Annotated in this window: 23 protein-coding genes; 12 read left to right on the forward strand and 11 right to left on the reverse strand. The window is 36.7% G+C overall.

Annotated features, from left to right (window positions below):
* Window positions 1-238 precede the first annotated feature (238 nt).
* The 10 genes from B9N79_RS21395 to dnaA form a co-directional block, all read right to left on the reverse strand.
* Complete coding sequence (locus B9N79_RS21395; RefSeq protein WP_019394651.1) at window positions 239-418, reverse strand: hypothetical protein; 180 nt, start codon at window positions 416-418, stop codon at window positions 239-241.
* A complete protein-coding gene (locus B9N79_RS26970) occupies window positions 415-585 on the reverse strand; it encodes a hypothetical protein (protein WP_420874886.1) in 171 nt (56 codons plus the stop codon). Before B9N79_RS26970 ends, B9N79_RS21395 begins: the two co-directional genes overlap by 4 nt.
* Window positions 549-1013, reverse strand: coding sequence for an HD-GYP domain-containing protein (locus tag B9N79_RS21400; RefSeq protein ID WP_085118922.1), 465 nt, complete (start codon window positions 1011-1013; stop codon window positions 549-551). The genes B9N79_RS26970 and B9N79_RS21400 overlap by 37 nt, the downstream gene beginning before the upstream one ends.
* A 146-nt stretch (window positions 1014-1159) precedes the next feature.
* On the reverse strand, window positions 1160-1309 hold the full coding sequence (locus B9N79_RS26275) for a hypothetical protein (protein ID WP_156134627.1): 150 nt from the start codon (window positions 1307-1309) through the stop codon (window positions 1160-1162).
* Between the two features lie 97 nt (window positions 1310-1406).
* The gene (gene gyrA / locus B9N79_RS21405) at window positions 1407-3908 is read right to left on the reverse strand and encodes a DNA gyrase subunit A (RefSeq protein WP_040060469.1); all 2502 of its coding nucleotides are present in this window, start codon (window positions 3906-3908) and stop codon (window positions 1407-1409) included.
* A 90-nt stretch (window positions 3909-3998) separates the two neighbouring features.
* The gene (gene gyrB / locus B9N79_RS21410) at window positions 3999-5921 is read right to left on the reverse strand and encodes a DNA topoisomerase (ATP-hydrolyzing) subunit B (protein ID WP_019394655.1); all 1923 of its coding nucleotides are present in this window, start codon (window positions 5919-5921) and stop codon (window positions 3999-4001) included.
* Window positions 5922-6057: 136 nt separating this feature from the next.
* A complete protein-coding gene (gene recF / locus B9N79_RS21415) occupies window positions 6058-7173 on the reverse strand; it encodes a DNA replication/repair protein RecF (protein WP_019394656.1) in 1116 nt (371 codons plus the stop codon).
* Window positions 7174-7187: 14 nt separating this feature from the next.
* Window positions 7188-7400, reverse strand: coding sequence for a S4 domain-containing protein YaaA (gene yaaA / locus B9N79_RS21420; RefSeq protein ID WP_019394657.1), 213 nt, complete (start codon window positions 7398-7400; stop codon window positions 7188-7190).
* 110 nt (window positions 7401-7510) lie between these two features.
* Window positions 7511-8647: a DNA polymerase III subunit beta gene (dnaN, locus tag B9N79_RS21425; protein WP_019394658.1), complete on the reverse strand. Its 1137-nt coding sequence runs from the start codon at window positions 8645-8647 to the stop codon at window positions 7511-7513.
* Window positions 8648-8830: 183 nt separating this feature from the next.
* Window positions 8831-10180, reverse strand: a complete 1350-nt coding sequence (gene dnaA / locus B9N79_RS21430; protein WP_040060467.1) for a chromosomal replication initiator protein DnaA — start codon at window positions 10178-10180, stop codon at window positions 8831-8833.
* 605 nt (window positions 10181-10785) lie between these two features.
* On the opposite strand from dnaA, the gene rpmH reads away from it, so the two are divergent.
* From rpmH to B9N79_RS21475, 9 genes are all read left to right on the forward strand, one after another.
* Window positions 10786-10920: a 50S ribosomal protein L34 gene (gene rpmH, locus B9N79_RS21435; protein ID WP_019394660.1), complete on the forward strand. Its 135-nt coding sequence runs from the start codon at window positions 10786-10788 to the stop codon at window positions 10918-10920.
* 173 nt (window positions 10921-11093) lie between these two features.
* Window positions 11094-11432 (forward strand): ribonuclease P protein component, encoded by a 339-nt coding sequence (gene rnpA / locus B9N79_RS21440; RefSeq protein WP_040060466.1) that lies wholly within the window; start codon window positions 11094-11096, stop codon window positions 11430-11432.
* A 43-nt stretch (window positions 11433-11475) separates the two neighbouring features.
* Window positions 11476-12240, forward strand: a complete 765-nt coding sequence (spoIIIJ, locus tag B9N79_RS21445) for a YidC family membrane integrase SpoIIIJ (RefSeq protein ID WP_040060464.1) — start codon at window positions 11476-11478, stop codon at window positions 12238-12240.
* A 238-nt stretch (window positions 12241-12478) separates the two neighbouring features.
* Window positions 12479-13867, forward strand: a complete 1389-nt coding sequence (gene mnmE / locus B9N79_RS21450; RefSeq protein WP_040060463.1) for a tRNA uridine-5-carboxymethylaminomethyl(34) synthesis GTPase MnmE — start codon at window positions 12479-12481, stop codon at window positions 13865-13867.
* Between the two features lie 17 nt (window positions 13868-13884).
* Window positions 13885-15783: a tRNA uridine-5-carboxymethylaminomethyl(34) synthesis enzyme MnmG gene (mnmG, locus tag B9N79_RS21455; protein ID WP_040060461.1), complete on the forward strand. Its 1899-nt coding sequence runs from the start codon at window positions 13885-13887 to the stop codon at window positions 15781-15783.
* Between the two features lie 32 nt (window positions 15784-15815).
* Window positions 15816-16532 (forward strand): 16S rRNA (guanine(527)-N(7))-methyltransferase RsmG, encoded by a 717-nt coding sequence (rsmG, locus tag B9N79_RS21460; RefSeq protein WP_019394665.1) that lies wholly within the window; start codon window positions 15816-15818, stop codon window positions 16530-16532.
* A 108-nt stretch (window positions 16533-16640) separates the two neighbouring features.
* Entirely contained in the window at window positions 16641-17495 is an 855-nt protein-coding gene (noc, locus tag B9N79_RS21465; protein ID WP_019394666.1) for a nucleoid occlusion protein, read from the forward strand.
* Between the two features lie 163 nt (window positions 17496-17658).
* On the forward strand, window positions 17659-18441 hold the full coding sequence (locus tag B9N79_RS21470) for a ParA family protein (protein WP_019394667.1): 783 nt from the start codon (window positions 17659-17661) through the stop codon (window positions 18439-18441).
* On the forward strand, window positions 18413-19258 hold the full coding sequence (locus B9N79_RS21475; protein ID WP_019394668.1) for a ParB/RepB/Spo0J family partition protein: 846 nt from the start codon (window positions 18413-18415) through the stop codon (window positions 19256-19258). Before B9N79_RS21470 ends, B9N79_RS21475 begins: the two co-directional genes overlap by 29 nt.
* Window positions 19259-19292: 34 nt before the next feature.
* Here the strand turns inward: B9N79_RS21475 and yyaC are convergent, their stop codons facing one another.
* On the reverse strand, window positions 19293-19916 hold the full coding sequence (gene yyaC, locus B9N79_RS21480; RefSeq protein ID WP_040060460.1) for a spore protease YyaC: 624 nt from the start codon (window positions 19914-19916) through the stop codon (window positions 19293-19295).
* A gap of 88 nt (window positions 19917-20004) precedes the next feature.
* Here yyaC and B9N79_RS21485 point away from each other — a divergent pair, with 88 nt between their 5' ends.
* The 3 genes from B9N79_RS21485 to B9N79_RS21495 all read left to right on the forward strand — a co-directional run bounded on the left by B9N79_RS21485 (window position 20005) and on the right by B9N79_RS21495 (window position 22186).
* Window positions 20005-21024 (forward strand): YkvI family membrane protein, encoded by a 1020-nt coding sequence (locus B9N79_RS21485; protein WP_019394670.1) that lies wholly within the window; start codon window positions 20005-20007, stop codon window positions 21022-21024.
* Window positions 21025-21090: 66 nt separating this feature from the next.
* Complete coding sequence (locus B9N79_RS21490; RefSeq protein WP_019394671.1) at window positions 21091-21966, forward strand: mechanosensitive ion channel family protein; 876 nt, start codon at window positions 21091-21093, stop codon at window positions 21964-21966.
* A gap of 19 nt (window positions 21967-21985) precedes the next feature.
* On the forward strand, window positions 21986-22186 hold the full coding sequence (locus B9N79_RS21495; RefSeq protein ID WP_040060458.1) for a DUF951 domain-containing protein: 201 nt from the start codon (window positions 21986-21988) through the stop codon (window positions 22184-22186).
* Window positions 22187-22224 lie beyond the last annotated feature (38 nt).

Consider the following 22224-nt stretch of genomic DNA (forward strand, 5'->3'; position numbering starts at 1 on the left):
TCTTTCGATGTCCATAGCTTTTTGTTTCTAATAAGAAACGTTGTTTTAAAAATAAAATAGAATTAACGTTGACGTATTTTGTTCAGTTTTCAAAGAACTTGTCTTAAGCGACTTACTTAGTATAACTCATATCTACTAAGCTTGTCAACCTCTTTTTTTCAACTCTATGTTGTCTTGAGCTGACTTTTAAAATATTATCATAGAAATGCTTACATTGACAACCCTTTTTTCACTTTTTTTATAAAATTTCTGCAATGTATAGATCATTCTTCTCTGATAAGTCTAGAAATGAAGCATTTTCATCAAGTCTAATAAGTGGTTTGGAAAGATCATTTTGATTGATAAAAACAATTTCTCCTCTTTGATTATTATTTAATAAAATTCTTCTTCCAATGGCTGTTGAAGATATGTCTTTCATAAGGATTGTGAGATACTCAAAATCCTATTTTCCAAAAGTTTTTTTCGCATTTCTTCTAGTACAGTGAAAGGTATTTTCTTCCCTCCACGCTCTTTACCACCTACCATAGCATAGAACGTATCTGCAACTGCTACAATTTTGCTATAAGGATGGACTTGATTTCCGATAAGACCAAGAGGATATCCCGAGCCATCAAGACAAGACGTTCATGATGTTGAAGAACAGCAAGCTTGCTTCCCTCTGTTAACAGACGTAGGTGTCGAACCATTTGATAGCTTTTACTAGGATGGATTTTAATCATTCTTTTTTCATCTTCATTTAACATCCTACCACTTTTCAAGAAAAGATGCTCGTTCATACGAGAAAACCCACAGTCCATTAAAAGTCCTGATAAAGCTATGGTAACCCATTCCTCTTGTTTAATGTTCTTTTTCCGCCCAATAAAAGCAGCAATTAACCCTACAGCTACTGGGTGGTGATAAAAATAATTTTCTTTTGATTGATATCTACAGAGATTTAAAATATGAGAGGAAGTAGAAAAATCTTTGAAAAAGGAAATAAATCTTTTTCTAATATCTATCATGTCAACCATCATCCCAGCTTGTCATCCTTGAAATATTTTCTTATATTCCTCTATAGCTTTTTTATATTGATCAACAAATGTATTATACTTTTCAATACTCTCATATAATTCATTTATTTCTTCTTCCGGATTAGACAATGATGTTCTTTCTTGAACTCTTATCTCTTTAATGAGAAAAGCTCCCAAAACTTGTATTCTATGTTTTGTAATCTCATTCCTTTTGGCATGATAATATGTCCATCTTGAGAACATACATCCTCTTTCACAACAAAGCCTGCTTTTAAATCTTGAACTAAAATGTTTACCATTCTCACCTCCTAAAACAGCATTTCTATGAATGAGTAAAATTATACTAAAAAAAGAGCGCATATAGCGCTCTTTTTTCAATGATTTTATTTAGAAGGTTTAATCTTCTTGTTCCTCTGTTTCTTCACCTTGAGGACTTTCAAGATGTTCTCCTTCTTCATCAAGATCTTCATCTTCACTCTGTACACGAGCCACAGTTGAAACATATTCATCATCACCAAGACGAATAAGTTTAACTCCTTGTGTATTTCTTCCTGTTTGAGAGATGTCTTCAACAGATACACGAATAAGAACACCATGAACAGTAATAAGCATTAAATCATCGTCAAGATTAACAGATTTTAAAGCTACAACATCACCATTTTTCTCTGTAATGTTACACGTCTTGAGTCCTTTACCACCACGCGTTTGGATACGATAGTCTTCAACTGGGGTTCTCTTTCCATATCCATTCTTCGTGACTACAAGAATATCATCTTCATCTGCTGAGATTTCCATCCCCACTACTTCATCATCATTAGCAAGAGTGATTCCTTTTACACCAGTAGCTGTTCTTCCCATTGAACGAACATCGTTCTCATCAAAACGAATAAGCAATCCTTTTTTCGTTCCAATGACCATATGCTGTTCTCCATTTGTTAGGCGAACAGAAATCAATTCATCTTCTTCACGTAGGTTAATTGCAATCAGTCCATTAGTACGAATATTTTCAAAAGATGACAGTGGTGTTCTCTTAGCAATTCCATCCTTAGTTGTGAAGAATAGATAATCTGTATCTGTGAATTCTTTCACTGGGATAATAGCATTAATCCATTCTCCTTTTTCAACTTTTAGAAGGTTAATGATTGGTAGACCTTTTGCTGTTCGACTATACTCAGGAATTTCATACCCTTTTGTCCGGTATACTTTTCCTTTATTTGTAAAGAACAGAATCGTGTCATGTGTAGAAGTTGTTAAAAGTTGTTCAACGAAGTCATTTTCATTCATATTCATTCCTTGAATACCTCGTCCACCCCGACGCTGACTTTTATATGTTGAAACAGGAAGACGTTTAATATAACCATTATGAGTCAATGTAATAACAATGCTCTGCTCTGGAATTAAGTCTTCGTCTTCAATATTTTCAATGCCACCATCTAAAATTTCTGTTCGGCGGTCATTACTGAACTTCTCTTTCACTTCTGTAAGTTCTTCACGAATGATTTCAAGTACTTTTTCCTCATCTGCTAGAATTGCGCGAAGTTCTGCAATTAAAGCTAATAGGGATTGATACTCAGCTTCGATCTTCTCTCTCTCTAGACCTGTCAAACGTTGAAGACGCATATCTAGAATTGCTTGAGCTTGCTTTTCAGAAAGAGAGAAGTTCTCCATTAACCCCTCTTTAGCTATCTCTGCTGTTTGAGAACTACGGATAAGCTGGATGACTTCATCAAGGTGATCAAGTGCAATTTTTAGTCCCTCTAAAATATGAGCACGCGCTTCTGCTTTGCGCAATTCAAACTCTGTACGGCGACGAATAATTACTACTTGATGATCAAGGTAATGCTGTAAACACTCTCTCAGACTAAGTACTTTAGGCTGACCGTTAACAAGCGCAAGAGTGTTGATTCCAAAGCTTGTTTGTAAAGCTGTATGTTTATAGAGATTGTTAAGAAGTACGCTTGCATTTGCATCACGACGAACTTCAATAACAATACGCATGCCACGGCGATCTGATTCATCACGTAAGTCTGTTATTCCATCAATTCTCTTATCACGAACTAGATCAGCAATCTTCTCAATAAGCTTTGCTTTGTTCACTTGGTAAGGAAGTTCCGTTACAATAATTGCTTCTTTTCCATTGCTCTTCTGTTCCACATCAACTTTTGCTCTTAATGTAATAGACCCTTTTCCTGTTTCATAAGCTTTACGAATCCCACTTCTTCCAATGATATGAGCTCCTGTAGGAAAATCAGGACCTGGAATAATGTCCATAAGCTCCATTGTTGTAATCTCTGGATTTTCACTAACGGCTAATACCCCGTCAATTACTTCTCCAAGATGGTGTGGTGGAATGTTTGTAGCCATACCAACAGCAATCCCTGATGAGCCATTTACAAGAAGATTAGGGAAACGAGAAGGTAAAACAACAGGCTCTTTCTCTACCCCATCATAGTTATCTTGATAGTCGATTGTATCTTTATTAATGTCACGCAGAAGTTCCATAGAGATTTTAGACATCTTAGCTTCTGTATAACGCATAGCTGCGGCTGCGTCTCCATCAATTGATCCGAAGTTTCCATGGCCGTCAACAAGCATATGACGATAGTTGAAATCCTGTGCCATACGTACCATTGCATCATAAACGGCTGAATCACCATGTGGGTGATACTTACCGATTACTTCCCCAACAATACGTGCGGATTTCTTATATGTTTTATCAGCGGTAATTCCTAAATCATTCATTGCATAGAGAATACGACGGTGCACAGGCTTAAGTCCGTCTCTCACATCTGGTAAAGCCCTTGAAACGATAACGCTCATTGCATAATCAAGGAATGAAGTTCTCATTTCTTGGCTAATGTTAATTTCATGAATTCGAGAGCTTGGCGTATCTGCCATAACAGTAAACCTCCTTGTGAGACCCAATAACAAGTCTCTGTTCCATATATAATGCAGGATAAGAACTCATCAACTTACCCTGCACTGGTGTTAAATATCTAGGTTTTTCACATATTTTGCATTTTCTTCAATAAAGTTTCTTCTTGGTTCTACTTTGTCTCCCATCAAGATCTCAAATGTTTCATCTGCTTCCATTGCATCTTTCAAGCTAACTTGAAGCAATGTTCTTGATTCAGGATCCATCGTTGTTTCCCAAAGCTGCTCAGGATTCATTTCTCCAAGTCCTTTGTAACGCTGAATACCAGGCTTTGAGGTTCCAGAGAAGTTTTGAAGAACTTGTTCTAGGTCACGATCTGTATAAGCATATTCAACTTTCTTATTTTGAGAAACTTTATACAATGGTGGCTGTGCAATGTATATATAACCTTTTTCGATAATATTCCTCATATAACGATAGAAGAATGTTAGAAGAAGTGTTCTAATGTGAGCTCCATCGACATCTGCATCAGTCATAATTACAATTTTATGGTAACGAGCTTTTGAGATATCAAAGTCTTCTCCAATACCTGTACCAATTGCTGTGATAATAGCTCGAACTTCATCATTAGAAAGAATGCGATCAAGACGCGCTTTCTCTACATTAAGGATTTTACCTTTTAGAGGTAGGATAGCTTGGAAATGGCGATCACGCCCTTGTTTAGCAGAACCTCCAGCTGAATCACCCTCAACAATGTAAATCTCACCAATTGATGGATCTTTTGAAGAACAATCTGCAAGTTTTCCTGGTAGATGTGATACTTCTAAAGCACCTTTACGTCTTGTAATTTCTCGTGCTTTCTTTGCAGCAATACGTGCTCTTGAAGCTGTAAGTCCCTTTTCAATAATACGTCTTGCAACACTTGGATTTTCAAGCAAGAAAGTTTCAAAGCGTTCTGTAAATAGTGAATCTGTAATTGTACGTGCTTCACTATTTCCAAGCTTTGTTTTTGTTTGTCCTTCAAACTGTGGATCAGGATGCTTAATAGAAATAATCGCTGTTAAACCTTCCCGAACATCTTCCCCTGTTAGATTTGTATCATTGTCTTTGAAGATTTGATTCTTTCGCGCATAATCATTGATTACACGTGTTAAAGCTGTTTTGAAACCAGATTCGTGTGTTCCACCTTCGTACGTGTTGATGTTATTGGCAAACGAATAAATATTGCTTGCGAAACCATCATTATACTGAAGCGCAACCTCAATGGAGATATTATCTTTCTCTCCTTCTACATAAATCGGTTCTTCATGAAGAACTTCACGTGAACGGTTTAAATGTTCTACATATGACTTAATTCCGCCTTCGTAGTAATATACATTCTCTTTCTCTTCTTCACGTTTGTCACGGATAATGATTTTGATGCCACGATTTAAAAACGCTAACTCGCGAAGACGGTTAGCAAGTGTATCATAGTCATACTCCAATGTTTCTTGGAATATTTCCGGATCTGGTTTAAAGTGAGTAATTGTTCCTGTATGGTCAGTTTTTCCGACTACTTTAATATCTTCTTGAGGAATGCCACGTTCATATTTTTGATAATGAATTTCTCCATCACGATGAACATGCACTTCTAAGAAAGTAGAAAGTGCGTTTACAACTGAAGCCCCTACCCCATGAAGTCCACCTGACACTTTATAACCGCCACCGCCGAATTTACCTCCTGCGTGTAAAACAGTCATGATAACTTCTAAAGCAGGACGACCTGTTTTTTCGTGGACACCAACAGGAATTCCACGTCCATTATCTTGTACAGTGATACTATTATCTTTCTCAATTGTGACAGTAATTTCGTCACAAAAACCTGCTAATGCCTCATCAATACTATTATCAACAACTTCCCACACAAGGTGGTGAAGACCTTTTCCACTTGTAGAGCCAATGTACATACCAGGTCTTTTCCGGACTGCTTCTAAACCTTCTAATACCTGAATTTGATCAGCTTCATATGATTGGTTTTGTACTTCTTTTTGTTCCATTGTCAACTATATCACCTACACTTTTTATTGGGCCAAATCACTTTCATCCTCTCATAAAGAGGACAATCCTTTTCCCTCCCCTGAGCTAGGTTAAATTGATCTTGAATATGACTTTTTTACTCCCATTAACAGACTGTCAAACTTTCTCAATCTCCCCAGCTTTCACATGAAAGGTGGTTGCTTTTTGTAACGTTTCGTGGTGAATCCCGTCAATATTTGTTGTTGTCACAAAGGTCTGAACTTTTCCTTGAATCGTATTGAGCAAATGTGACTGACGATAATCATCTAATTCAGATAATACATCATCGAGAAGTAGAATCGGATACTCTCCAATCTCTCCATGAATAAGCTCAATCTCAGCAAGTTTTATAGAGAGTGCTGTTGTACGCTGCTGTCCTTGAGAACCGAAAGTTTGCACATCTTTATCATTTACGTAGAAAATTAAATCATCGCGATGTGGACCTGCTAATGTGATACCTCTGTCGATTTCTCTCATCTTTATTTTATCAAACTTTTCATAGTATGCTTGTATCATTTTCGACAAATCTTGTTCAGCTGATACATCAACAGAACTTTTATATTGAATTTTCAACGTTTCAAGCCCTCTGCTTATCCCATGATGAATAGGCTCTGCCCAACCTTGAAGAAGCTGTAGAAACTCATATCGCTTCTTTAAAACAGATGCAGCGACTTCTGAAAGCTGAGTTGTATAAACATCTAATAAAGATTGATCAGTTACTTTTCTCGTTTGGAGCTGTTTTAAATATTGATTACGTTGATGGAGAATTTTTTGATATCTGGCTAAGTCATGCATGTAAACAGGAGAAACTTGTCCGATTTCCATATCAAGAAATCGTCGTCTTACTTGTGGGTTTCCCTTTACAAGATTAAGGTCTTCTGGAGCAAACATCACAGTGTTCATTGCTCCAATATATTGACTGAGTCGTTTTTGCTCAAGTCCGTTGTACTTAGCCTTTTTCCCTTTCGTAGATACGATCAGTTCAAGAGATAAAGGTCCTGAATTTCGAGTAAGCTCTCCTTGTATCTTAGCAAAATCACAGTCCCACTTAATAAGTTCTTTATCTTTTGATGTACGATGAGATTTTGCCATAGAAAGCACATAAATAGCTTCCATCACGTTTGTTTTCCCTTGTGCATTCTCGCCTAAAATGACGTTCACTTTGTTCTCAAACGAAATAGTAGCTTTCTCATAGTTACGATAATTTTTCAGCTGTAGTTCATTGATATGCAAGATTTCACCAACTTTTATGAAACAACAAATTGACCAACTGTCGGAATGTCCACTTGATCACCCGTTCTTAATTTTCGGCCACGGCGATCTTCGCTTTCTCCGTTTACAAAAACCTCATGTTCACTAAGGAACCATTTAGCCATCCCACCAGACTGAATCACGTCTGCAAGCTTCAAAAACTGCCCTAAAGTAATGAAGTCTGTTGAAATTTGCACTTCTTGAGCCATCAATATCTCCTACTTTCCAAAATGATCTATCTTTTTTATTTTACTAAAAAATTTAAAAAGAGAAAAGAAAGCTACTAGTCCTCTTCTAGTAGCTTTGTTCTCTTTATGAATTAATATGTTCGTACTGGTAAAATTAATTGTAACATAGAATCGTCATCTAATGTGCGAATAACAAATGGACGCATAGCCCCTGTGAAGTTTATTTTAATTTCACTGCCCTCTAAAGCTTTAAGTGCATCAAGCATATATTTAGCACTGAAGGAGATTTTCAGGTCTTCCCCATCTACTGATTTACTTTGTACTTCTTCACTTACTTTTCCGATTTCAGGAGAGTTTGAAGAAATCTCAATAATTCCCTCTGGCATTGTAGAAAGTTTAACAACATTATTTCGTCCTTCACGAGCTAACAATGATGCTCGGTCGATAGATTGAAGAAATTCTTTTACATTCAATACAACATCAGTTTTGCTGTCATCTGGAATAAGACGAGATGTATCAGGATAGTTGCCGTCTAATAAACGAGAGAAGAACAGCAGATGTTTTGTTTTAAATAAGACTTGGTTCTCTGTAATGACGATATCAACAAGCTCGCTTGAATCATCAAGAATCTTGCTGAATTCATTCAAGCTCTTTCCTGGAATTACAATGCTATATTTTTCTTGATTTGTTGTTTCAATTTTAGCTTTTCTTAAAGCTAAGCGGTGGCTATCTGTTGCAATACATGTCAACTCACCATCTTCAAGTTTCCAGTTTACACCTGTCAAGATGGGGCGTGTTTCTGACGTGGACACTGCAAACACTGTTTGTCGAATCATGTTTTTAATTAAGTCCGTAGGTACACTAAACATGTTTTCTTCTTCAATTTGTGGAAGCTGTGGATATTCTTCTGCATCTAAGCCATTTAAATTAAATTCTGCTTTTCCAGAACGGATAACTGTGGAAAAGTTATTTTGAACTTCAATTTCTACTGTTTCTTTTGGCAGCTTCTTAACAATCTCGCTAAAGAAACGAGCTGGTAGAACAATACTGCCCTCTTTTTCAACATCTACAATGTGTTTGTCTTCATCTTCTTTTGGAATGAAAGATTCAATTGAAACATCTGAATCGCTTCCTGTCAATGTTACTCCTTCATCAGAAACAACAATCTTGATTCCTGTAAGAATTGGAATTGTCGTACGAGAAGAGATAGCTTTCATCACATCTTGAACACTTTGAACTAAATAATCTTTTTGAATTGAGAATTTCATTTTCTATTGTTCCTCCTTTTTTTATCTGGAGAGTTCTTTTATTTATTATTTTTTAATAAAAAATAGCAGTAGTAATAGTAGGGGCTGTGAAAATGTGGATAACTCTCAGAAACCCAGAAAATAAAGTCTATCCACATGTGGACAGACTGTGTGTAAATGAGTCTAAGTTATTCACATAATTCACTATGACCTTTGTAACATATCTTGAATTTCTTTAACTTGCTTTTGAAGTTGAGCATCAGAATCAAGTAATTTTGAAATCTTTTCATGTGCATGGATGACTGTTGTATGATCTCGCCCTCCGAACTCTTCCCCAATTTTCGGTAGAGAGAAATCAGTTAATTCGCGAGATAAATACATAGCAATCTGACGCGGAAAAGCAACTGATTTTGTACGCTTCTTCGCTTTAAAATCTTCTAACTTTACGTTGTAATGTTGCCCAACAACACGCTGAATATCATGAATGGTAATAACACGTGGTTTTGAGCTTGGGATGATATCTTTTAGGGCTTCAGCTGCTAAATCAGCATTGATGTCCTTGTTGATAAGAGATGAATATGCAACAACTCTTATGAGTGCCCCCTCTAATTCACGAATATTCGAGTCAATTTGGTTTGCGATATAGAGCATAACCTCATTTGGGATATCCAATCCGTCTGCTTTTGCTTTCTTACGCAGAATGGCGATCCTTGTTTCCAAATCTGGAGGGGTAATATCAGTGATTAATCCCCATTCAAAACGTGAACGAAGACGATCTTCTAGTGTTGGAATCTCTTTTGGTGGTCGATCACTTGAAATGACAATTTGTTTGCTTTCTTCATGCAATGTATTAAAGGTATGGAAGAATTCTTCTTGAGTTTGTTCTTTCCCCGCTAGAAATTGAATATCATCTATAAGCAATACATCAACGCTGCGATACTTATTACGAAATTCAACTGCTTTATTATCTCGAATTGAATTAATGAACTCATTTGTAAACTTTTCAGAAGATAAGTATACAACTTTTGCTGATGGGTTATGCTCTAATACATAATGACCAATAGCATGCATAAGGTGAGTCTTTCCAAGTCCTACTCCCCCATAAATAAAAAGTGGATTATAGGCTTTTGCCGGGGCCTCAGCAACTGCTAGTGATGCAGCGTGGGCAAAACGGTTTCCAGATCCAATAACAAAGGTTTCAAATGTATATTTAGAATTAAGCATGCTTGGAGAAAATTCTGCTACATCATCCGCTTTTTTCTTTCTTTCTTTAGGATGAACAACGTCAAGTTCACTTGAAGATTGGTGTTGAGGGATAATAAATTTAATTTCAAGCTCTTCCCCAGTAAGTGAGTACAGCGTTTCTGAAATTAAGTTTCCATAATGAGCCTCAAGCCAATCACGGGCAAAATCATTTGGTGCTGTAATTGTTAGTGAACTACCTTGAAGTGAATGTGCTTTTGTAGATTTTAGCCAAGTTTCAAAGCTAGGCTTGCTCAATTTTTTTTGAATTTCTACTAGTGCCTTATCCCATAAATCATGAATATTTTCCAACAATACCCCTCCTTTTTTGAAAACTAAAGGGTTGTACAACTATTGTACAACTTAGATTTTTAAACAAATTAACGATATAAACTAGAATACATATTTATGCAAACAGCTAATTGTGAATAAGTATATAATATAGAAGAAACTAGAGTATTCGACAAAATTAACAGCCTGTGGACAAGTTTATATACACCCTGTGGTAAAAATGTCCACACTTTATCCACAAATTGTGGATAAAGTTAGAAATAATGATGATCTATTAAAGTGAAAACAAAAATATCATATCAAAGAAAAACAATAGTTGCAATGAATTTCAGAAACTTATCCACAATGACTACAGGTTGGGGAGTAAACTTTTCCACAGTACTAGATTATGTGTAATATATGTCGATAAATGGTGAATGAGCGTCAAAAAGAGGAGTAACTTTATCCACAGAGCAAAAAAGGCCTATAAATGCATAAAGAAAATCATTCTAAAATCAGCTTTTTTATTACTCTTGGTTTATTATGGTTTTAATCATTTCATGATTTGAAGTTGACAGAATCGAGGGGTATTCTCTATAATTAGTAAGACTGTCTTTTTAAGATATTCCTCAGGGAGGTGTAATATAATGAAAAGAACGTTTCAACCCAATAAACGTAAGCGTAGTAAAGTTCATGGTTTCCGTAACCGTATGAGCTCTAAAAACGGACGTCACATTTTAGCTCGTCGTCGTCGTAAAGGAAGAAAAGTATTATCTGCTTAGACCACTGAACTGTCAGTGGTCTTTTTTTTTCTTATTTTTATTACAAATTTTCTCGGATAAGCGAGTAAATATTTTATAATTTTGAAATGAAAAGATGCTTTTAAAAAATATATGTAAGAGGCTTCTTAAAGTTGGCTATACTGTTGAATGAAGAAGTCCAGGAGCTGTTAGAAATGGAAAAACGTTATCGTGTAAAACGAAATGAAGATTTTCAGAAGATATTTAAGAGAGGAAAGTCAATGGCAAATAGACAATTTGTTGTTTATACGCTCGATAAGCGTGATCAACAAAATTTTCGCGTAGGACTTTCTGTCGGTAAGAAGTTAGGAAATGCTGTAACACGAAATCGAATTAAGCGTTTAATTCGTGAGGCGCTGCAAGAAGTAAAAGATCAGCTGCCCCAAGACAAGGATTATATTATTATTGCCCGCTTTCCAACCGCTGAGATGTCACACAGCGAAATTCAAAAAAGTCTTTTCCATGTTTTAAAACGAGCAAAGCTTATTCAATAGATTTACATCAAAGAGTTGGGCGGGGAGAGAAGGAGGGAAAACGGTGAGAAGTAGAGTTCTCGCTTTATGCCTTGTTGCTCTCTTTTTTCTAAGCGGCTGTACTGAGGTCCAGGAGCCGATTACAAGAGAGAGTGAAGGACTGTGGAACGAGTATGTTGTTTATCCCATTTCACAAACGATCATCTACCTTGCTCAACTCTTTGGGAATAACTTTGGCATAGCAATTATTATCGTTACTGTTATGATTAGGGTTCTTATTTTCCCATTGATGGTGAAACAGATAAGAAATACAAAAGCAATGGGAGCCCTTCAGCCTGAGATTGAGAAGCTGAAAGAGCAGTATCCAAATAAAGATGCTCATTCACAGCAACAGCTCCAAGAGAAGATGATGGAACTTTTTAGCCATTATAATGTGAATCCACTATCTGGTTGTTTACCAATTTTAATTCAAATGCCTATTCTCATTGCTTTTTTTCATGCTATTACGAGAACAAAGGAAATTTCCGAAAATAATTTTCTTTGGATGAACTTAGGTAGCCCTGATCCATACTATTTTCTGCCTATCATTGCAGGTATTACTACTTATATGGGACAAAAACTGATTATGGCAGGAGCTGAGAGTGATAATCCACAGATGGCTATGATGCTTTGGGTTATGCCTGTTATGATTGTTATTTTTGCTTTGAATTTTCCTGCTGCTCTTTCTCTTTATTGGAGTGTTGGCAACATTTTTATGATTGCTCAAAGCTTCTTTGTTAAAGATCATATTGAAAAGAGGACAGCAACTCTTCTAAAAACAACAGAATAATCAAAAAAAGCTTGAGGGAGTCCTCAAGCTTCTTTTTTTAAAAAAGATATGGTGAAAGAATTGTTATCCACATGTTAATAATGTAGAATAGAAATGTTTTTTACAAAACAATGTGTATAACTTTCAACAAAAGATAATTTTGTCTATTATAGATTTATGTTACTCTAATATATTAGAGCTTTATTTTACACAAAACCATTGTTTTTTATAGATAGAATATCGAAAAGAGGTGAAAAATATGCTTGAACTTGATACAATTGCAGCCATTTCAACTCCAATGGGAGAAGGAGCTATTGCTATTGTAAGATTGAGCGGCCAAGAGGCAATTTCTATTGGGGATAAAGTTTTCCAAAGTCCAAATGGTAAACGTCTAAGCAATGTTCCATCACATACGATTAACTATGGTCATATTAAAGATCCAGCTACAGATGAAATCATTGAAGAAGTAATGGTATCTGTTATGAAAGGACCTAAAACCTTTACAAGAGAAGATCTTATCGAAATCAACTGCCACGGCGGTATTGTTTCCGTAAATCGAGTGCTGCAACTCGTTCTCTCACAAGGAGCTCGTTTAGCAGAGCCTGGTGAGTTTACGAAACGTGCTTTCCTAAATGGTCGTATTGACCTTTCTCAAGCAGAAGGCGTTATGGATTTAATTCGTGCTAAAACAGATCGTGCCATGAATGTGGCGTTAGGTCAAGTTGAAGGTCGACTTTCAAAACTTGTTCGTCATCTTCGTCAAGAAATCCTTGAGACGCTTGCACATGTTGAAGTAAACATTGATTACCCTGAGTACGATGATGTAGAAGAAATGACCCATAATGTGTTAATCGAGAAAGCAACAGGTGTTAAAAGTGAGATCGAAAAACTGTTGAGAACTTCTCAACAAGGGAAAATTTTGCGTGAAGGACTTGGTACTGTTATTGTAGGACGTCCAAACGTCGGTAAATCATCCCTTTTAAATAGCCTTGTACATGATACAAAAGCTATTGTAACAGATGTACCAGGAACAACTCGAGATGTAATTGAAGAGTATGTAAATGTAAGAGGAGTACCGCTTCGCCTTGTCGATACAGCAGGAATTCGTGAAACAGAAGACATTGTTGAGCGAATTGGTGTAGAACGTTCTCGTGAGTATTTGAAAAAAGCAGATTTAATTTTGCTTGTCCTTAACTACCATGATGCCCTTACACAAGAAGATGAGCATCTTTTTGAAGCTGTGAGCGGTATGGACTATATTGTTATTATTAATAAAACAGATTTAGAGCAAAAAATTGATTTAGAACGTGTGAAAACTCTTGCAGATGGAAAACCAGTCATTTCAACTTCTCTTCTTCAAGAACAAGGGATTGATGAGCTGGAAGAAGCTATTTCTTCTCTTTTCTTTGAAAGCGGAGTTGAAGGACAGGATTTAACTTATGTATCAAATACGCGTCACGTAGCGCTTTTAAATCAGGCAAAAAATTCGATTGATGAAGCAATTATGGGCATTGAGAGCGGTGTTCCAATTGACATTGTCCAAATTGATTTAACACGTACGTGGGAGCTTTTAGGTGAAATTATCGGAGATGCTGTTCACGAAAGTTTAATTGATCAGCTGTTCTCTCAATTTTGTTTAGGAAAATAAGGAGGAATACGCAAGATATGCAACAATATGAAGCAGGAAATTATGATGTTGTTGTCATTGGGGCAGGTCATGCTGGCTGTGAAGCTGGATTAGCTTCTGCTCGCCTTGGGGCTAAAACACTTGTGCTCACTCTGAACTTAGATATGGTTGCTTTTATGCCTTGTAACCCATCTGTAGGCGGTCCTGCTAAAGGAATCGTTGTTCGCGAGATTGATGCGCTTGGTGGAGAGATGGGCCGCAACATTGATAAAACATATATTCAAATGCGTATGCTGAACACAGGCAAAGGCCCTGCTGTCCGAGCGCTACGTGCACAAGCTGATAAATTCTCTTACCAACACGAAATGAAAAAAACTCTAGAAGAAGAACCAAACCTTACGCTTATGCAAGGAATGGTTGAAAAACTTCTTGTGGAAGATGGAGAATGTAAAGGTGTTATCACAAACACAGGAGCCATCTACAATTCTAAGACAGTTGTTATTACTACAGGAACATTCTTGCGCGGGAAAATTATTCTTGGACAGCTTCAATACTCAAGTGGACCAAATAATCAGCAGCCTTCTATTCATTTGTCTGAGCATTTAGAGGAACTTGGCTTTGATCTTGTTCGTTTCAAAACAGGAACGCCACCTCGCGTAAAAAGTCAGTCTATTGATTACAGCAAAACAGAGATTCAGCCTGGTGATGAATCACCACGAGCTTTCTCTTACGAAACAACGCAATATATTACAGATCAGCTTCCATGCTGGTTAACATATACTAGTGAGCGTACACACCAAATTATTGATGAAAATCTACATCTTTCACCAATGTATTCTGGCATGATTAAAGGAACAGGACCTCGTTACTGTCCATCTATTGAAGATAAAGTGGTTCGTTTTAATGATAAACCGCGTCATCAAATTTTCCTTGAGCCAGAAGGTCGTAACACACAAGAAGTATATGTTCAAGGGTTATCCACAAGTCTACCTGAACATGTTCAACGCGAAATGTTGTCAACAATCCCAGGTCTTGAAAATGTGGAAATGATGCGTCCAGGTTATGCCATCGAATACGATGCAATTGTACCAACACAGCTTTGGCCAACACTTGAAACCAAACGTGTAAAAAACCTTTATACAGCAGGTCAGATTAACGGAACATCTGGATATGAAGAAGCTGCAGGACAAGGAATTATGGCAGGAATTAATGCAGGTCTTCGTGCACTAGAGCGAGAAGAGTTAATTCTTAGTCGTTCAGATGCTTACATCGGTGTCTTAATCGATGACCTTGTTACAAAAGGAACAAATGAACCTTATCGTTTATTAACATCTCGTGCTGAATATCGCCTTCTTCTTCGTCATGATAATGCAGACCTTCGTCTAACAGATATTGGTCATAAACTTGGATTAATCTCTGGAGAACGCTACGAGAAATTTAATACTAAAAAAGCAGAGATTGAAGAAGAAAAGAAACGTTTATATAACACAATTATTAAAGCAACGGACGAAGTTCAAGAAGTGATTCGAGAAGCAGGGGGAACAGAGCTAAAAGATGCTGTTCGTGCTTCAGACTTATTGAAGCGTCCGGAAATGACATATAGCGCGGTTAAAAAGCTTGTTCCAGCTGATAAGGAACTTGATTTTGATGTTGAAGAACAAGTTGAAATTCAGACAAAATACGAAGGCTACATTCAAAAGTCATTGCAACAAGTAGAACGTCTGAAAAAACTTGAGAATAAAAAAATCCCAGATGGCATTGATTATGATGCAATTACAGGCTTAGCAACAGAAGCTCGTCAAAAACTAAAACAAGTTCGACCACTTACGGTTGCTCAAGCTTCTCGTATTTCAGGGGTTAACCCAGCAGACATTTCAATTTTACTTGTTTATATTGAACAAGGACGTATTGCAAAAGTCTCAAATGAACCTAATTAAATTTATAAATTAAGTTGAAAGGAATTTACCTAATGAATTCTACCCAATTTCAACAGTTGCTGGAGGCGAAAGGGATTTCTCTTTCGTCTCATCAACTTCATCAGTTTGAACAATACTTCCACATTCTTGTTGAATGGAATGAAAAAATGAATTTAACAGGCATTACAGAGAAAGAAGCCGTATATGAGAAACATTTTTTTGATTCTATTTCAGCCTCTTTTTTTGTTGATTTTAAATCTCTACATACACTTTGCGATGTAGGCGCAGGAGCAGGTTTTCCAAGTATTCCTCTTAAAATTTGTTTCCCTCATCTTCATGTTAGCATTGTTGATTCTTTAAAAAAACGAATTGGTTTTTTAGATCATCTTGTTTCTGAGTTAGGATTGGACAATGTATCTCTTTATCACGATAGAGCTGAGATTTTTGGAAAGAAAGAGCAGTTTCGTGAGAAATTTGACGCTGTAACAGCAAGAGCTGTCGCACGTATTTCAGTTTTAAACGAATTTTGTCTTCCACTTGTTAAGAAAAATGGCGCATTCATTGCAATGAAAGGTGCTAGTGCTCAAGAAGAGCTTCAAAATGGTGAAAAATCACTTGAAGTTCTAGGTGGTAAACTTCGTGAAATCCATCATTTCACACTTCCATTTGAAGAAAGTGAACGCTACATTGTAACAATTGATAAAGTAAAAGCTACACCTAAAAAATATCCACGCAAGCCAGGCGTTCCAATTAAAACACCAATTGAATAATGTTTCATATGAAACGTCTTAAAAAATTTTAAGCTACGAATCAAGAAGGAAATTTAGACCGTATATCGAATTATGTAAGAGGGATTTTCCTTAAGGTGGTGTTGGACAATGAAATCTGCTTTTTCTCGCTTTTTTAATTTGAAAGACAAGCCAGAAGAGCATGAGATTAATATTGAGGAAAAGGAAATACGTGATGAAGTTAAGGAGTTGCCTGTTAGTCAAATTAGCCCAAACCGTTATCAGCCACGTACTATTTTCCAGGAAAATAAGATAGAAGAGCTTGCTCAAACAATCCGCACTCACGGTATTATCCAGCCGATTATTGTTCGGAAAATGACAGAGGGGCAATTTGAGATTATTGCCGGGGAAAGAAGATGGAGAGCTGTGCAATCTCTAGGATGGGTGACCATTCCAGCTATTGTAAAGCAGTTCAATGATACAGAAACAGCTTCTGTTGCCCTTATTGAGAACCTTCAGCGTGAGGAGCTTACTCCAATTGAAGAAGCGGTAGCATATGCAAAGTTGATAGAGCTTCACAATTTGACGCAAGAGGCATTAGCTCAAAGGTTAGGTAAAGGTCAATCCACAATTGCTAACAAGCTTAGACTTCTAAAACTTCCTGAAGAGGTTCAGGATAGCATCCGCCAAAAGCTAATTACAGAACGTCATGCAAGAGCTTTAATTTCCTTGAAAATTCCACAGAAGCAAGTTGAACTATTGTATGAGATTATTGAGAAGAACCTAAATGTGAAGCAAACAGAAGATCGAATTGTGCAGTTATTAGACGGAACAAAACGAAAAGCAAAACCAAAGCGAAAAGCTTTTAGCAAAGACACTCGAATTGCGATGAACACAATTCGTCAATCGCTAACAATGGTACAAGATAGCGGCATTACGTTAAATTCTGAAGAAGAAGAGTTTGATGACTATTATCAATTTACAATTCGAATTCCGAAAAAATAGAAAGTAGTCGTTTCTTATAGACTTGATGCATAGCAAACGTTGTCCTCATCGTCCCTAGTTTTGATGAGGTTTTTCCCTTTCTAAAAGAGATTTTAGAAAATTCGTGATAAACTATCAATAAGAGTTTCATTATTCCAATGTTAAATAAAGGGTAGGTGACAGCATGGGGAAAATCATCGCGGTTGCTAACCAAAAGGGTGGAGTTGGTAAAACAACTACGGCTGTTAATCTTGGGGCATGTCTTGCGGCCCAAAACCATCAAGTGTTACTCGTAGACAGTGATCCGCAGGGAAATGCTACAAGTGGGGTTGGTATTGAAAAAGGAGATGTAGAACAGTGCATTTATGATGTACTTACAGAAGATGTTGAACCAAGACAAGTGGTTTATCCAACAGGTGTAGAAAATCTTCACATCTTACCTGCTACAATTCAGTTAGCAGGTGCAGAAATTGAGCTTGTTTCAACTATTTCTAGGGAAGTTCGTCTAAAACGAGCACTTGATACAGTAAAAGAACACTATGATTATATTGTGATTGACTGTCCGCCTTCTTTAGGGTTGTTAACAATAAATGCATTAACAGCCGCGGATTCTGTTTTGATTCCTGTTCAATGTGAGTACTATGCTTTAGAGGGTCTTAGTCAGTTATTGAACACAGTACGCCTTGTACAAAAACACCTGAATAAAGCTCTTAAAATTGAAGGTGTTCTACTTACAATGCTTGATGCGCGTACAAATTTAGGGTTACAAGTTACAGAGGAAGTTAAAAAGTACTTTAGAGATAAAGTGTATCAAACGATTATTCCGAGAAATGTTCGCTTAAGCGAAGCGCCTAGTCATGGTGCACCTATTATTTTATATGACCATAAATCTCGCGGAGCAGAAGTTTATATGGAGCTTGCAAAGGAAGTGATTTACAATGGGAAAAGGATTGGGGAAAGGAATTAACGCTCTTTTTTCTACTTATGACGAAAAAACGGATGAAACAGTACAAGAGATTCCGTTACGTGAACTTCGACCAAATCCATATCAGCCTCGGAAAATCTTTCATGAAGAAGCGATTCAGGAATTAAAAGAATCAATTGAACAGCATGGGATTCTTCAGCCGATTGTAGCACGAAAAAGTATTAAGGGATATGAGATTGTAGTTGGGGAAAGAAGATACAGGGCAGCAACAGAAGCAGGGCTTGAAGTTGTTCCTGTTATTGTGCGGGAGTTAACAGAGAAGCAAATGATGGAGCTTGCTCTCTTAGAAAATCTTCAACGTGAAGATTTAACTCCAATTGAAGAAGGTATTGCTTACCAAACTTTAATCAGTCAACTTGAAATGACCCAAGAACAGCTTGCTTCTCGTTTAGGTAAGAGCAGACCGCATATTTCTAACCACTTAAGACTATTAAATTTACCTCAAGAAGTACAAGGGTATTTAACTGAAGGAAAGCTTTCTATGGGACATGGCCGTGCTTTGTTGGGAGTAAAGGACAAGTCCCTTCTCGTAAAGCTAGCTCAAAAAGTGGTAGAAGAGAAGTGGAACGTTCGCTATCTTGAACAATATATTACAAAGTTAAATAAAGAAGAAAGTCAAAAAGAAGATAAACAGAAGCCAAAGAAAGATCTTTTCTTAAAAGAAAGTGAAACGCGCTTGAGAGAGCGATTTGGGACATCTGTTCATATTACACAACATAAGAAAAAAGGAAAAATTGAGATTGAGTTTTTCTCACCTGATGATTTAAACCGTCTTCTAGACTTGCTTCAAATGAAATAAAAAACCGCTACACATGTTGATGTGTAGCGGTTTTTTACGTTTCTTTCAATGTCGGGGGAACTTTGAGTAATGTTGGTTTGCGAATACGTTGCATCTCTTTTCCTGCAAGTGCTATTCCTTCTGTAATCATATCAGCCATGCTCATTACAAGGTGAAGCCTTGTATTCTGAAGAACAAAGAATTCCATCAAACCGCTTACATTTACAATTCCTGCAATATGAATGTCCCCAACAGGTGAGAGATTTTTATTCACTCCTGCTCCTGGTTTGACAGGACCAATCCCTAAAGTTACAGTTCCAATATTTTTACTTCTCCCTAGGCAAGCATCAATTCCAATAATAAAAGGTTTCACGTGAAGCTTTTGAATATGTTCTAGCATTTCATCAAGGTTAAGAGCATGAATAGGCTTGGCTAATGTGCCATATACATGAAAAGGGGAGAAAGGCTGTTCTTGAAGTTTAGTACCGATTAATGGACCCAATGAGTCACCTGTAGAACGATCTGTTCCAATACAAACAAAGACAATTGAACGGTGAGGTGAAAGTGGAACAAGCTCTGTGAGTAACCGTTCAGCAAGTTTCTCACTTGCTAAGCTTTCATCATGAGCAACACGAAATAGAGATTTTGATTTATCAAATAAAGAATGCTTTAGATTCATAGGGTCCACTCCTTACACATAGTAGTAACAGTATACGAATAAAACAAGCTTTCTATACGTATGAAGGGAAAGAAATGGGGGAAAGGGAATGTGGAAATCAGGTTTTCAGTGGATTTTCTTAATTATGGGGACAATCATTGGTGCTGGCTACGCTTCTGGCCGAGAGCTATGGCAGTTCTTTGGAAAGGAAAGCGGGCTAGCTATAGTTTTATTCACTATTATCTTTTCTCTTTGCTGCTATACAATTATGAAAGTGAGTTATGAACAAAAAACGGAACATTTTATGCCGTTATTAGAGAAACTAGTTGGTGCTAGGTGGGCCTCTGTTTATGATATTTTAATCATGCTCTATCTTTTTACGACAACGGTCGTTATGCTCGCAGGTGGAAGTACATCACTAGAGGCATTTGGTTTTTCCTATTGGGGAGGCATGATTTTATTTTGTGTATGTATTGTGATTATCTTTTTTAAAGGTGTACAAGGTATGATTACGATAAATACGCTTTTAACTCCTCTTTTAATTTTAGGTTTATTGGCAACACTGCTTATTTTTATTGGTCATGACCAAGGGGTAATGCCTCTCTTTGAAAAGCTTCAGAGGAATTGGCCCTCTGCTTTTACTTTTACATCTTTAAATGTGCTTTCCCTTGTAGCTGTGCTAGCAGCCGTTGGAAAAAAGATTAAAAGTATAGAAGAAATTAAAATTGCAAGCATTGGGAGCGGCCTCATCATTGGATTTCTTTCTTTCATTTATAACCGTGCTTTATTGTTTGTAGAAAGTGAAATGAGTCATTACGAAATTCCACTTTTTGCAATTATGAAAAGTTTTCCGTACTTAATGTCATTCATAATGACTATTTTATTAATATCAGCTATATATACAACAGCTGTTTCTAGCATTCTTGGGTTTTTAGCTCGCATTAAAGAAGCCGTCGGATTACCTCTTCCTATCCTTGCTGTGTTATTATTACTTATTATGGTTCCGTTTACAATGGTAGGATTCTCAACGTTAATTGCTGTTCTATACCCTATTTATGGGATTCTGAACCTTTATTTACTAGCGGGAATTTTAGCATATCCTATTATAAATCGGTACAAATCTGAATGAAAAGTTGCTAAAATATAAAGGAAGTTTTCTATCTTTCGGAACGAATAGGGGAAGGAAGAATAAAAAGTGAATGCAACAGAGAAAGCAATAGATAAAATTGTCGGTTATTTATCCAATGAAGATCTATGGATATTAATTGGGGAAAAATGTTTAAAAATCATTTTAATTCTCGTTCTGTCTTTTCTTTTTATTAGAGTAGGAAAAGCTCTATTAAACAAATCTTTTGAAGTCAGAATGAAGAGTCCACTGCGAATTTCGGAAAGACGGGAAGCTACTATTAGTCGCCTCCTCCAAAATACGCTAACTTATTTTACGTACTTTGTTGCAATTGTTATGATTCTAGAGACTCTTTCCTTAGAAGTCCGAGCTCTTCTTGCGGGAGCAGGAGTGGTTGGACTTGCTATTGGATTTGGAGCACAAAACTTAGTACGTGATATTATTACAGGTTTCTTTATTATATTTGAGGATCAGTTCTCAGTTGGAGACTATGTACGAATTACAAACTTTGAAGGAACTGTTGAAGAAATTGGAATTCGGACAACAAAAATTAAAAGCTGGACAGGAGAGCTTCACATTTTTCCAAACGGAAACATTACTGATGTGACAAACTTTTCTATCCATAATAGCATGGCTGTAGTTGATGTGAATATTTCATATAAAGAAGATATTGAAAAAGCAGAGAAAGTGATTCTAGAACTTTTACCACAGCTTCCTGCTCGTTACGAAAATATGGTGAAAGAACCTGAGCTTTTAGGAGTTCAAAGTTTGGGACCAACAGAAGTGATGATTAGGGTCGCTTGTGAAGTGAAACCAATGACACATGTTCCAATTGCTAGAAAAATGCGCAAAGACATTAAAGGTGTTCTAGATGCGAATGGTATTCAAGTTCCATTTGCTCAAATGATGATGTACAATCCATCAAATAGCACAAAGCCCCTTTAAAAAATAGAAAGAGGAGCGAATAGTAGTGGATAAAGAATTTGATCTCTATGATATTGTTGAAATGAAGAAACCACATCCTTGTGGTGAAAATCGTTGGAAAATCATCCGAATGGGGATGGATATTCGAATTAAATGTGAAGGATGTTCACATAGTGTTATGATTCCGAGAAGAGAATTCTCTCGAAAGTTGAAAAAGATCCTTGTAAAACACGAGGAATAATTGTACCTCATCGCCTTTTTAAAGCGATGAGGTTGTTT

The organism is Priestia filamentosa, from assembly GCF_900177535.1.
GTDB classification, from domain to species: Bacteria; Bacillota; Bacilli; order Bacillales; family Bacillaceae_H; genus Bacillus_I; species Bacillus_I filamentosa.

Coding starts and splice junctions, on each gene's coding strand:
- B9N79_RS21395 (WP_019394651.1), bottom strand. CDS start 418: ATGAAAGACATATCTTCAACAGCCATTGGAAGAAGAATTTTATTAAAT.
- B9N79_RS21400 (WP_085118922.1), bottom strand. CDS start 1,013: ATGATGGTTGACATGATAGATATTAGAAAAAGATTTATTTCCTTTTTC.
- B9N79_RS26275 (WP_156134627.1), bottom strand. CDS start 1,309: ATGGTAAACATTTTAGTTCAAGATTTAAAAGCAGGCTTTGTTGTGAAA.
- gyrA (WP_040060469.1), bottom strand. CDS start 3,908: ATGGCAGATACGCCAAGCTCTCGAATTCATGAAATTAACATTAGCCAA.
- gyrB (WP_019394655.1), bottom strand. CDS start 5,921: ATGGAACAAAAAGAAGTACAAAACCAATCATATGAAGCTGATCAAATT.
- yaaA (WP_019394657.1), bottom strand. CDS start 7,400: ATGGCTCAAGAAGTGCAAATTTCAACAGACTTCATTACTTTAGGGCAG.
- dnaN (WP_019394658.1), bottom strand. CDS start 8,647: ATGAAATTCTCAATTCAAAAAGATTATTTAGTTCAAAGTGTTCAAGAT.
- rpmH (WP_019394660.1), top strand. CDS start 10,786: ATGAAAAGAACGTTTCAACCCAATAAACGTAAGCGTAGTAAAGTTCAT.
- rnpA (WP_040060466.1), top strand. CDS start 11,094: ATGGAAAAACGTTATCGTGTAAAACGAAATGAAGATTTTCAGAAGATA.
- mnmE (WP_040060463.1), top strand. CDS start 12,479: ATGCTTGAACTTGATACAATTGCAGCCATTTCAACTCCAATGGGAGAA.
- mnmG (WP_040060461.1), top strand. CDS start 13,885: ATGCAACAATATGAAGCAGGAAATTATGATGTTGTTGTCATTGGGGCA.
- rsmG (WP_019394665.1), top strand. CDS start 15,816: ATGAATTCTACCCAATTTCAACAGTTGCTGGAGGCGAAAGGGATTTCT.
- noc (WP_019394666.1), top strand. CDS start 16,641: ATGAAATCTGCTTTTTCTCGCTTTTTTAATTTGAAAGACAAGCCAGAA.
- B9N79_RS21470 (WP_019394667.1), top strand. CDS start 17,659: ATGGGGAAAATCATCGCGGTTGCTAACCAAAAGGGTGGAGTTGGTAAA.
- B9N79_RS21475 (WP_019394668.1), top strand. CDS start 18,413: ATGGGAAAAGGATTGGGGAAAGGAATTAACGCTCTTTTTTCTACTTAT.
- yyaC (WP_040060460.1), bottom strand. CDS start 19,916: ATGAATCTAAAGCATTCTTTATTTGATAAATCAAAATCTCTATTTCGT.
- B9N79_RS21485 (WP_019394670.1), top strand. CDS start 20,005: ATGTGGAAATCAGGTTTTCAGTGGATTTTCTTAATTATGGGGACAATC.